Consider the following 12,156-nt stretch of genomic DNA (forward strand, 5'->3'; position numbering starts at 1 on the left):
TCAATGGTTAAGAGATGCCCGTTATCATGATTACTATTTGATAAAATCTTAATTTTGATGTTAGAGACGGATGCTAGAGGAAAGGTAATATGTACCAATAGCTCTTAAAATTGGGCTATTGTTAGGCTACTGAAGAAAGGCGTATAGCGAAGGTCTCAGTCATCCAATAATATATTTTCACCTAACCTTAAAAAGCAATAACTCTCTATTGGATAGTTTTATATAAAATATAGATTCAGACTCTACAAGATCGCTACTCAAACGCCATTTCTCGACGACTACACGCAGTTCTTTATTACAAGCTTTAATCTGGTTTACGCAGATATTTCAGAATTGCCATCAATATAAACACAAGTACAGCAAAAAGAAGTAGCGCAAACAGTAGACAGAGAATCATCCAGCTCCAGCCCATCCCTTGCATCATCGTTCCCTGCATCATTTCTCCATTCATTATGCCGTTCATAATAGTATTTCTCCGTAGATTATAGTATTGGCATTAATAGTAGTGTGCGCGCTAAGCATGGGAATATCAAATGCTCATTAATTACATCTCTTCAATATCAGAGCCGATAAATTAATCATCGTTAAATGTCGACTATCTTAAAATCAGTAACATTATCCTTGAGGGCTCTGCATCATCTGGCGACAGTAAGTGGCTAAATTTTCTGGTAAATCCTCTGGGCAGACGCCACACTGCTGGTTGCCAGGAACAGCATAATCAATGAATTTCGGATACGATAGATTTAGGTTGCTCATGATGACCTTGAATTCTTCGAGGGTTATGTCCCCGCCAAGCCGTGGATTGCGCTTTTTTTCCTGAGCGATTGAAGAGACAAAGCGCTCTTTGTAGTCGTGCGCAGGATAGACCAGCGTGTCGTCTGGTAAAGAAAAGAGTTTCTGCCGCACAGATTTATACAGCGCATCGGCATCGCCATTCTGGAAGTCGGTCCGGCCACACCCATCGATAAGTAAAGCATCACCAGTGAATACCCGCTCATTAAAGAGATACGCAAAATGACCATCAGTGTGTCCCGGCGTATGCAATGGGTACAAGGTAATACCAGCAACCTGCAAAGGTGTTCCTTCCTCCAGCCCGACATCCACACACGGCAGACGGTCAAAGGCAGGCGCTGCAATCTTGCTACCGACAGCTCGCTTCATTTCTAATGCTGCAGTAATGTGATCTGCGTGGATATGCGTGTCAACTGTGTAGACCAAATCCAGTCCCAATCTATGGATTTCAGCCAAGTCACGATCCATGGTCGCGATGACCGGATCAATCAGGATAGCCTGACCTGTATCCTCATCCCCTAACAGATAGGTATAAGTGCTCGAAAGGGGTTCGTACAATTGACGAAATATCATGATTATTCCTTGTATAAGGTAAGGGATGATGCCCAACACACTGGTTATTGCACCTATTTTTTATATATTATGTTCTAATATAGTGTATTCATAAAGCATTACTCTGTATGGTTTTTATGTGACATTAGCAGACCAAAGCTGTTGGACTCGTGGGTCTTCGATATTTGCTCTTGAGCTGGTCAATACGACAATCGAGTGAGGCGGTATCATCAATGAATTGCTGTATTAAATAAAATAGTATTAAGATTGGTTCTTAGGTTATTACACGCCATTTCATAATCTTCTTTCTTTATATAATCTTCCGTAATACTAAACATCATATCTTCAGTATATGAATTTAATGACCATGACATCGACAGCAAGGTTCATTATCATCGAGATGACTGATTAAACTCTCCCAAGTTAGTGGCTAAAGATTTGATATCATAAAATAAAATTATTCACTCGGATCAGAACCCGGTGGAAATTCGTGACGGAGCTGAGCAACGTTGGCAGCAGTGACTGTATCGGTAAATTTATTAAGGTCACTATGCACATATTGAGTGACCGCTGCTATTTGTTCATCATTCATCATACTTTGAAAGGATGGCATACCGCGTAAGCCATTCATCACAACACTAATGATGTAATACTTTGATTGTATCTTACTGTTATCAGCAAGCGGCGGATAGTAACCTGCCCCCTTTGCACCCTTACCATCTTGCATATGACAGCCAGCACAAGAATCATTATAGAGCTTTTTACCATTGGTAGTAATAAACCCCTTTTTACCGTCCGCACTCCCTTCGAATTTTGCTAACCACTTTTGCAGCTTAACATCCTCTGCCATTTTCGGTAGTGAGCTGACATCGACGATATTGGCTGTTGGCGATCTAAGCGCTTCTCTAGTCATATACACTGCACCCCATGCACCATTATTGCGACTGGCTTGATTATCAAAGACCATTTGCGTGGTTTGTTGCTGGCTGGCGAAAGTGACAGCGTTGGCTTTAGTAGATTGGCTACAGCCTGATAGCGCGACTGTGCTTCCGATACCTAATATCATTACCACAGCAAGCAGGTTTGGTTTGATCATGTCCATGATTACCTCTGAATTTATTATGATTAATTTACTGTAATAATCACTTCTACTAACCAAGTTTTTTTGCCTTTTGATGTAGTCGCTGAGCGGCATCCATGCCAGATAAAATTGCCCCTTCTTGCCATGCTGGGATATGCGAGCAGTGCTCACCTGCTAGTACGATACGGTGGTCAATCGCGCATAGCGTATCGTAGTACTGATCACGGCTTGACTCGCTCCAAATGCCATAGCAACCGAGCGACCATGGAATACGGTGCCAAGCGACGGACGTTCCAGAGCGGAACTCTTTGGTGTATTGCGGATGAATATACTTACCATACTGTAGTGCCGCATCAATACGCTCTTTTGGATTCAGCGTATTAAATCGATAAGAGGCTTCTCCAAATCCATACGCGCCGAGTAGCACCCCTGAGCCTGTGGTAAACATATCGTGTGAAGGATAGGATATCTGTGAGATAGGCATATCGGTATAGGTGATACCGCCGTAAATCCATTCGTCTTCTTCCCAAAAGCGGCGTTTGAACTCTAAACCTACTTTATAAGAGGTGTCATAAGGTACCGCTGCCATCGCTTGCTTCATCGGCGCTGAGACGTTAATGTCAATCTGGGTCAATACTGATAGTGGAATGTTGCAGATACACCAGTCAGCACGTACAGTTTTAGTTTCGCCATCTAGATTGTTACTGATGCTATTGCTATCGACATAATCGACAGTGACGCCAGTCTCATCTTGATGAATCTTAGTGACTTTAGCGTTGAATGTAATTATGTCTCGACATTCGCGAGTGAATGCATCACCGATTTTTCCCATACCACCGACAGGCTGAAACATCGCTGGTTGATGATCATATGTCGTATAGTTGCTATAAATATCTGACCACATCCCTGAATTTAAGAGCTTGTCCATCGGTATCGGTGTCGAGGGTTTGGCATCAGGCATGAGCCCGCCACCTGGATAAACGCTATAGCCACGATGCTTGCTGGTTTCATGGCTCTTGACATAGCGATAATTATTATCAAGGACGCCCCAACCTTTTAATCCTTCTAATAACTTCTCTTTATCCTCTTTGTTAACTGTCTTATCAAGGCTACCGGTATTGACTGCTTTGGATAATAGCTCTGAGACATAGCCACGTATGTCACTTTGTACTTCACCCAATCGCTGCGGTGCACCATTAAAATGAGTGGTACGGTGCAAATAGGCGCGGTCATTGGTTTGGATAAAAGGCTGCAGTGCCACACCGAATTTTTTACAATAATGGAATACCGCATAATGATGAACGGGCAATCGCCATGGTCCACCATTAAAGTAATTGCCTTTTTTAAAGTCACAAGTCACCTCTCCGCCACCAAGCTCGGTATATTTATCACCTGCGTTTAGTGTCCAACTGCGACCACCACCGCGATTTTGAAACTCAAGAACAGTGACTTTATAGCCGGCTTTACGTAGCTCATAAGCGGCAGTAAGTCCGCCCAATCCTGCGCCAAGGATCACAATGCTCGCACCAGCAGGCGCACCCTTTAAATTCATCTCTTGTTTAAAGCTAGATTCAGAAGCAAACCCTAACGTAGTCATCGCCTGATACATTGCTGTCGCCCCTGCGGTCTTACCGATCATTGATAGCAGTTGCCGACGTGTGGGCGATTGAAGCATATCATTCATTTTATTATCCTTATTATTGAACCGTCATCCATGTCATCAGGTTGCATTAAGTATTTTTATAGCTGTATCGATAGTGGGATTAATGGCACTTACTTTAAGATGCGTTTGACGTCAGCAGCACTGACATCACTATTTTGTAGACCACCGAAAGTTACCCGCACGTAATTGGTAATACTGGCAATCTGTGCATGACTTAAATCTTTAGAGAAGCCGGGCATTTTGGGTGCAGTGTTTAGTGCGCCTTTCGCGCCATAAGCAATGACATTGATGAGCGCATCTGGCTTAACGCGACGAATACTACTCAGTCCTACGATAGAGGCGTAACGAGCATCAGGCTGCGCGTAACCATCTACTCCGTGACAGCTAGCACAAGCAGCAAGATATAGTGCTTTTGGTGAGTTATTAGTATTAGAACCAGCATTAGTAGTGGATTTTGCCTGCGCCAGATAGTCTTTTTGCTCAATTAAATCATAGGTAATAGAGTGACTAATTGGACTGGGTAGCCGTGACGTGTCCACGGGTATCACGTAATCGTCTGTCTTAATGATAGGGACGACTTTTAGATAAGCAGCCATTGCAATTAAGTCGCTATCGCTTAGATAGCGTGTACTGTGGGCGACGGCTTCAGCCATTGGTCCACCTGCATAAGCCCGTTTGTCGAGCATGCCAGTACGTAGATAAGTGACGATATCACTCTCGCTCCAGCGCCCAATGCCGCTGTCATTATCTGGAGTGATATTAGGCGCATACCACTTACCAAGCGGCGCACCGGATAAATACTTGTCTTTATCAAGACCTTGCGTGAGGTTGCGCGGTGTGTGACAAGTACCGCAATGTTCCAAGTTATTAACCAGGTATTCACCACGCTGCTGGGTTTGGGTAAGCCCTGCACGATTTTCGGTAGAAGGTACGTTAATCATATTCCAAGCCAACATTAATGTTCGGATATTTAACGGGAATGGTAGCTTAGTGATATTTTCAGGTGGCTCCTCTACTGGAAGTACGGTTTGAAAGTAAGCAAATAATGCACTGATATCCGCATCAGCCATACCATGATAAGAAGGATATGGCATCGCAGGATATAGCTGATGCGTAGGCGCACGACCTTTTTTCAGGGCTTTTTTAAAGTCAGTCTCAATATAGTTACCGATACCATAACGTGTGGAGGGCGTGATATTGGTCGAGTAAATATTACCAATAGGGGTTTCAATCGCGACGCCGCCGCTATAGTCCTCGCGATGACACGCCATACAATCAGCAGTACGGGCAATGTAGGCGCCGCGATTAACCAAATCACTATTGGCAGGACTGACATTGGGTAAGCTGGTAGCGGGACTGATATTGAATAGGCTCGTCGTATTAGATAAGCCTGCACTATCAGCCATGACAGCGCTGGAAGCCATACTAAATGCAAGTGCTGATAACAGCATATAACTTGGTTTCATACTATCCTCACTAGGCTGGCAAAAACTCATTTTTAATCATTTTAGCCATGACTTTATGATACGTTTATTATTTATCGATGCTAAAAAGATTATTGTTTAGCCGCTTCAACTTTGATATTTAAGGTCAGATTCTTGGTCATACCGAACAAGACATATTTTTTGATATTCCACTGAGTACGGTCAATAGTGGCGGTAAAATTGCCTCCGCAGATATTCTTCTTAGCTAGAGCGGTCAGATAGCAATTAAATTTGGTCGCCAATAAGCTAATAGGATGGGTCTGACCGTTTAAGGTTAGCTTACCATCCACTTGTGTGACCTTTGGATTTTCTGTGTCAGAGGTAAAATGCCATTTGGTAGATTCAAAATGAGCCAATGGAAACTGTTCCATATTAAAAAAATCAGAGCCCATCAGTTTGAGAGTGACGCTTTTGTTGCCTGTGTTTAAGGATTTTATGGGGATAATAAGAGAGATGTCGCCAGTTTTTGCGCTCGGATCATACTGGAGTATTCCCGTCACATTATAGAAGCCGCCAGTGGTGGCAGAGGTTTTGAGGTGGTCAATAGCGAAACGTACGTTAGAGGTGTCAGGCTCAATTTTATAAGTGGCGGCAAAGCTACTAACCGTACAACCTGCTAGCAATAATAACGTCCCTAATGGCTTGGAGTAATGCAATAGTACTTTGTCAAATACAAGCTGGCTCATGACAACATTCCTTTGTTGTGTGATCTTACTTATGACACGATTTCTAAGCGTTTACTAGTATTGTTTTATTTGGATGAGTTTTTAAGATTAGTGCTGTGTTTATTATTGAACTGCCTTACTATATTGATCGAAAACTATCAGAATATGATAACCAAGCGGTTAAATGAATTGTAGCAGAGTGTTGGACTCATAATTCCCAACCATAGTCACTAAGAATATCTTTCAATCAATCACCTTATACCAACCAGTTATACCTCAACCAGCTTGCTGCTTTTTTTAGTCAATACGTAGTGAGCAATCATACCGATACAAATACCCCAAAACACCGAACTCAATCCCAAAAACTGCATGCCGGATGCCGTGGCTAAAAAAGTAATCAATGCCGATTCTCTTTGACTATCATCTTTCATAGCAACAGTAATATTGGCTGAGATAGCCCCTATTAGCGCCAGACCAGCTAGAGCGGCGATCAGCTCTTTAGGTAATAAGCTAAATACCAGCACAATACTACTAGCAAACAATCCCCCCAATAAGTAAAAAATACCATTAGCGACACCGGCGATATAACGCTTTTCTTTGAGCTCGTGCGCATCTTTTCCCGTACATAAGGCGGCAGTAATTGCTGCTAATGTAATGGTGATACCTCCTACACAAGCAACCGCTAATGAAGCAATGCTAGTGGCCATGACAATAGGTTTCGCCGGCGTGTCATAGCCACTTAAATTCAAGATAGCCATGCCGGGTAAAAACTGTCCGCTTAAGCTCACGAGAATAAGAGGAATTGCAAGGTTAAACGTTGCGTGCCAGGACCATTCTGGCCAGATGAGGACGGGTATGGTCATCGTAAAATTGATATCAACAGGGTTCATCTTGCCAAGTAGCAAACTTAAGATGACGCCACATAATAATACCCAAATCATTGTATAGCGCGGTGACAAGCGCTTGGCCAATAAATAACAGCCCAACATACTAAAAATAATAAATGGCATGGTGTCAGTGGCGACGAATAACGCTAAGCCAAACTGAAATAGGATACCTGCCATCATACCGGCGGCGATACTATTAGGAATCCACTGTAAAACCTTATCAAAATAGCCAGTCGCACCGACCATAAAAATGACAATGGCTGAGATAATGTAAGCCGCAACGGCCTCATTAATACTCATCTGTGGAAATAATGTTACGAGCAGCACGGTTCCTGGAGCAGACCAAGCAGTCACTATCGGCGCTTTATATTTGATAGAAAGATAAATACCAGGTATCGCAGTGCCTATCGATATACCCCAAATCCAAGACGCCATCATGGCCTCTGACACTTGTGCTGCTTGTGCCGCTTGAAAGAAAATAACCAGGGGCCCTGCATAAGCAATGAGTACCGCTAAAAATCCAGCAACAGACGCTGAAAATGACCAGTCTTGTTTTAAATCTTGTATTACAGTTACCATCTTACGTTCCTAAAAACTCTATAATTTTATCAATTGATCATCTTTAGGATAAATATGACCTCTTATACGAGTCATTACTATTCGATAAAACTTTATCTATAGAAACTAAGAAACTCTTAATTTTAAAAAATTAAGAGTTTCTTAGTACATATCATATCGACAAGAAAATAGATGTCCTTTATATTTTTACGACATACCTGCCCACTGATTTTCCCTCTAGCATCAATGTATAGGTGTCTTTGATATCTTCTAGGCCAATCTCATTAGTGATACTATCTAGAGTAGCTATTTTAAACTCACCAGCCAATTTGTCCCATGCTGCTTGCTTCTTCTCAAGCTTACATTCAACCGAGTCGATACCTATTAGTCTGACGCCCCTTAAAATAAATGGGAATACATTGGTATTGAGTTCATGTGATGCTGTTAACCCACAACAAGTAGCAACCCCATCGTATTTTATATATTTTAGGGCATTGGCCAAAATATTACCGCCAACCGTATCGACAACCCCTGCATATCTTTCAGCCATAATAGGTTTTTTAGCATCCTCATTGAAAGTATCTCTAAGGATGACTTCTGACGCGCCAATTTGTTTGAGATAATCAATTTGTTCCTCTTTTCCTGATACGGCAACGACAGTAAAGCCAATTTTATTCAGGATAGAAACCGCTAAAGAACCCACGCCACCAGTAGCACCAGTGACTAAAACCTCACCATCTTCTGGCTTGACACCGTTATCTAGTAATTCATTAACACTCAAAGCTGCCGTTAATCCTGCCGTACCGAAAGTCATGATTTCTTTATCAGTTATTGTGTCAGGAATACGGGCGACCCATGACGCTGGGACTTTAACAAACTCTGCATGGCCACCATCAGTATTCATACCCAAGTCGTAGCCAGTCACCAATACTTTTTCTCCGACTGCAAAGGCATCAGATGTCGTTTGGTGTACCACTCCGGCCACATCGATACCGGTAATATGCGGGAACTTTCTAGTCACTCCAGGATTGCCTACGGAACTTAAAGCATCCTTATAATTTAATGATGAATAAGTTGTCTTTATGACCACTTCATCTTTATTACATTCTGGTACAGGAACTTCTTGTATTGCGCAAGAAAACGCTCTGTCCGCTACTTTCTCTACTACAAAGGCTTTCATATTCATTCCTTATATATTCTTAGGACTACAAAACCTCAATATTTGTAACGAGAGGATTGTTCGCCTTTAATCACTTAAATTAGAAGTTAGCATGTCACCAATATATTTTTTATGCTGTATTAGTTTTCATATATCGATAGATAAATTATCGTTATGTAAAATAACATAATTGATTTATCATAACAAGATGTAAACGCTCAAGCCTTCTCGTTATAATGGACGTAGCTATGCGGCGTTGTGTCGCTAAGGATATGAATTAAGCTATGAATAATGCTAAAAAAAAAGGCTCAAGCGTTGAGCGTGTGTTGCGGATAGTTGAAATGTTAGCCAAGTCTCAAAGACCTATGAGTGTCAGTGACCTAGCAGAAGCGTTAGACATACCGATACCAAGTATGTATCGATTGCTAGAACAGCTACAGAATCTGGGATTCATCCAATTAGATCTACCTGGAAAAGTAACATGCGGAAAACGAACTTATCAGCTAGCCATAGATTTATGGCAAAACAATCATTTCAAAACTGAAAGGCTGGCAATCTTGCAACAGCTTTCGGCACAAATAGGCGAAACGGTAGGCATTGCGATTATGCAAGATTTAGATGTGGTTTACGTCGATCGTGTATTGTCTGATTGGCCACTGCAAATATACTTACCTGCGGGTTCTCATGTTCCAGTTTGGGCAAGTGCCAGTGGTAAGCTACTTCTAGCACAGCTACCTACAGATAAGTGCGAACGTATTATTGATAAAATGTCGATACATGCCTTGACCACCAATACACAGACCGATAAAAACCAGCTACTGAAGACAATCGCTAAAACGCGTGATACTCAGATAGGGATAGATAACGAAGAGTTTATTCCAGGTATGGTCGCCTGTGCGGTACTCATTCCAAATGGTGACCAACAAGCATTTGCTACCGTATTTACTCATGGTCCCACTGTCAAAAAGTCTTTAGAAACGTTATTAAGCCATGTACCTCTTTTACAGGAAGCTGCAAATGAGCTGTCTGTTGTTTTTAATCAAGACTCTCTATAGTCATTTGTCCAATTGGGTCACTAGCAAAACACCATAGCCGTTTTTTTCTTCTTGATTAATAGGGTATAGATCATAAGTCACATAGGTCAAGCAGAACACAGGTTACTTAATAATTGACAACACGGTTGTTTTTTGCCAAGATATTTATGAACAATGATTTGGAGGCGATCATTAAATAGCCGTGATTTTAAATCAACTACTATTCATACCTTTCCGGTTTGTGTGTTAGTAGCTCCTACATCCGGGTTTAAGCGATTAAGATTTTTCTTAATCTTTCCTAAACCTGATGACTAATAGGAGTCACTATGCAGGTTAACTCTCAAAGAATTTGGATCAAAAATCCCCTCGACTGTTTAGACCCCGCTTATGCTGGCGGTATCGTTATTCAAAATGATCTTATTGTCGAATTAATAAGGGCTGCTGAACAACCCTTGCAAGCGGTTGATGAGGTAGTAGATGCTCATGAACACGTTCTTATACCCGGCTTAATCAATAGCCACCATCACTTTTATCAGACATTGACCCGTGCTTTTCCTGCCGCGTTAAACAAAAATCTCTTCCCTTGGTTACAAAGTCTTTATCCCGTTTGGGCCAGACTAACCCCTGAAATGATAGCAACATCTACCCAAATAGCGCTTTGCGAATTACTACTCTCTGGTTGTACTACAGCCAGTGATCATCATTATTTATTTCCTAATGGTTTAGAGCATGCTATTGATATTCAAGTAGAGCAGGCAACCAAACTGGGTATCCGCGTGCATCTTACCCGTGGCTCAATGAGCTTAGGTGAAGATCAGGGCGGCCTGCCTCCTCGAACCACCATTCAAACAGATCGCGAAATCTTAGATGATAGCCAGCGATTGATTAAAGCCTATCACCAATATGAAGATGGCGCGATGACCCGCATAGCACTAGCCCCATGCTCCCCATTTTCTGTTAGTGAAGAATTAATGCGAGCAACGGCTGATTTAGCCCAAGAGCTTGATGTCAGATTACATACCCATTTGGCCGAAACCCATGATGAAACAGACTTTTGTATAAAAATGTTTGGCGTGCGTCCCGTTGACTATCTTGAGCGCGTTGGTTGGTTAAATCATCGTACGTGGCTTGCACACGGTATTCACTTTAACGATGAAGAAATAGCACGATTGGGTAAAGCAACTGTGGGTATTGCCCACTGCCCTTCATCAAATATGTTATTAGCGTCAGGGCAGTGCCCTACCATTGCTCTACAAGAGGCGGGTTGCCCTGTCGGTCTTGGTGTTGATGGCTCAGCCTCAAATGACGGCTCGAACATGATTGGCGAAGTACGCCAAGCATTATTACTACAACGCTTGCGCTATGGTGCTGAAGAAATAACCCATCAAAAAGCGTTTAAATGGGCAACTATAGGCTCAGCAGGATGTTTAGGTCGTGATGATATTGGCGAAATAGCGGTCGGTAAACAAGCTGATATAGCCCTATTTAAACTTGATGAAATACGCTTTGCGGGCGCAGGTTCTCCTGTTGCAGCAATACTACTTTGTGGTGCAACCAAAGCCGATAAGGTAATGGTTGCCGGTAAATGGCGTGTATTAGAGGGTCAAATAGTCGGTATCGATATGAATCAATTGATGGCGAAACAAATTACGCTAGCAGCGAATTTAGCCCGTACTTAAAAATATGTGAATGTAAACTATATTGATGGAAATGATAGTGGCTCCCTAATTATGATTCAAACATTCGGGTATGCGCTATAGATAATAATATTAGATTCACTAAAATATAGAGAACCTAATATTACTATAGTCAATCCACTATAAATCGAACAAAGTGCTACTGGGATAAGTTTTGCGCCGCCTCTGTCTGCGCAGGCACAGTAAGCAAGAAAAATTTATCCCAGTAGCACGTTATAATATTTGTACTTATTTTATTTAAGACTGACTATAGAAGTATTTCAAGCCCTTGAGATGATCAAATTTTAGTGCTTTTCTAATGAAGTCATCTTTTATTGGCATAATAATTTTAGATAACGTACAAGATATTTTTTGACGCCAAACCATAAAATGTTATATATAACAAACACGTTCACAATTTTATATAGAAGATTCTTTAAGAATACTTTGTATTTCATTAAAAATCACACATGGAAAAAAGTGGCTAGCGATAGCCACTTTTTTTATGCTGCGTCTATAATAGACAACCTTAGCTTTACGCAACCAGACAGGATGTGTCATGAGACATTTTTATTTAGACTTCATCTTCACAGCTATCGCATTGA

10 protein-coding genes are annotated in these 12,156 nt (G+C 41.7%); 2 read left to right on the forward strand and 8 right to left on the reverse strand.

The annotated features are described in order from the left end of the window. Positions 1-304: 304 nt before the first annotated feature. The 8 genes from FQ083_RS12690 to FQ083_RS09480 form a co-directional block, all read right to left on the reverse strand. Positions 305-463 (reverse strand): hypothetical protein, encoded by a 159-nt coding sequence (locus FQ083_RS12690; RefSeq protein ID WP_188004096.1) that lies wholly within the window; start codon positions 461-463, stop codon positions 305-307. A gap of 152 nt (positions 464-615) precedes the next feature. Continuing rightward, positions 616-1,365, reverse strand: a complete 750-nt coding sequence (locus FQ083_RS09450) for an MBL fold metallo-hydrolase (protein WP_149409661.1) — start codon at positions 1,363-1,365, stop codon at positions 616-618. A gap of 436 nt (positions 1,366-1,801) precedes the next feature. After that, positions 1,802-2,446: a c-type cytochrome gene (locus tag FQ083_RS09455; protein ID WP_149409662.1), complete on the reverse strand. Its 645-nt coding sequence runs from the start codon at positions 2,444-2,446 to the stop codon at positions 1,802-1,804. A gap of 49 nt (positions 2,447-2,495) precedes the next feature. After that, entirely contained in the window at positions 2,496-4,109 is a 1,614-nt protein-coding gene (locus tag FQ083_RS09460) for a flavin monoamine oxidase family protein (RefSeq protein ID WP_149409663.1), read from the reverse strand. 89 nt (positions 4,110-4,198) lie between these two features. Then, positions 4,199-5,554 carry a cytochrome c gene (locus tag FQ083_RS09465; protein WP_149409664.1) on the reverse strand — a complete coding sequence of 452 codons (1,356 nt, stop codon included), beginning with the start codon at positions 5,552-5,554 and terminating at the stop codon, positions 4,199-4,201. Between the two features lie 89 nt (positions 5,555-5,643). Continuing rightward, positions 5,644-6,258 carry a YceI family protein gene (locus FQ083_RS09470; RefSeq protein ID WP_149409665.1) on the reverse strand — a complete coding sequence of 205 codons (615 nt, stop codon included), beginning with the start codon at positions 6,256-6,258 and terminating at the stop codon, positions 5,644-5,646. Between the two features lie 248 nt (positions 6,259-6,506). Further along, a complete protein-coding gene (benE, locus tag FQ083_RS09475; RefSeq protein ID WP_149409666.1) occupies positions 6,507-7,703 on the reverse strand; it encodes a benzoate/H(+) symporter BenE in 1,197 nt (398 codons plus the stop codon). 178 nt (positions 7,704-7,881) lie between these two features. Next, positions 7,882-8,868: a YhdH/YhfP family quinone oxidoreductase gene (locus FQ083_RS09480; RefSeq protein ID WP_316623603.1), complete on the reverse strand. Its 987-nt coding sequence runs from the start codon at positions 8,866-8,868 to the stop codon at positions 7,882-7,884. A 257-nt stretch (positions 8,869-9,125) separates the two neighbouring features. On the opposite strand from FQ083_RS09480, the gene FQ083_RS09485 reads away from it, so the two are divergent. Continuing rightward, positions 9,126-9,896 (forward strand): IclR family transcriptional regulator, encoded by a 771-nt coding sequence (locus FQ083_RS09485; RefSeq protein ID WP_149409668.1) that lies wholly within the window; start codon positions 9,126-9,128, stop codon positions 9,894-9,896. Between the two features lie 305 nt (positions 9,897-10,201). Then, a complete protein-coding gene (locus tag FQ083_RS09490) occupies positions 10,202-11,554 on the forward strand; it encodes an 8-oxoguanine deaminase (protein WP_149409669.1) in 1,353 nt (450 codons plus the stop codon). The last annotated feature ends 602 nt before the right edge of the window (positions 11,555-12,156 follow it).

It is taken from the genome of Psychrobacter sp. ANT_H59, assembly GCF_008369225.1.
Classification (GTDB): Bacteria; Pseudomonadota; Gammaproteobacteria; order Pseudomonadales; family Moraxellaceae; genus Psychrobacter; species Psychrobacter cryohalolentis.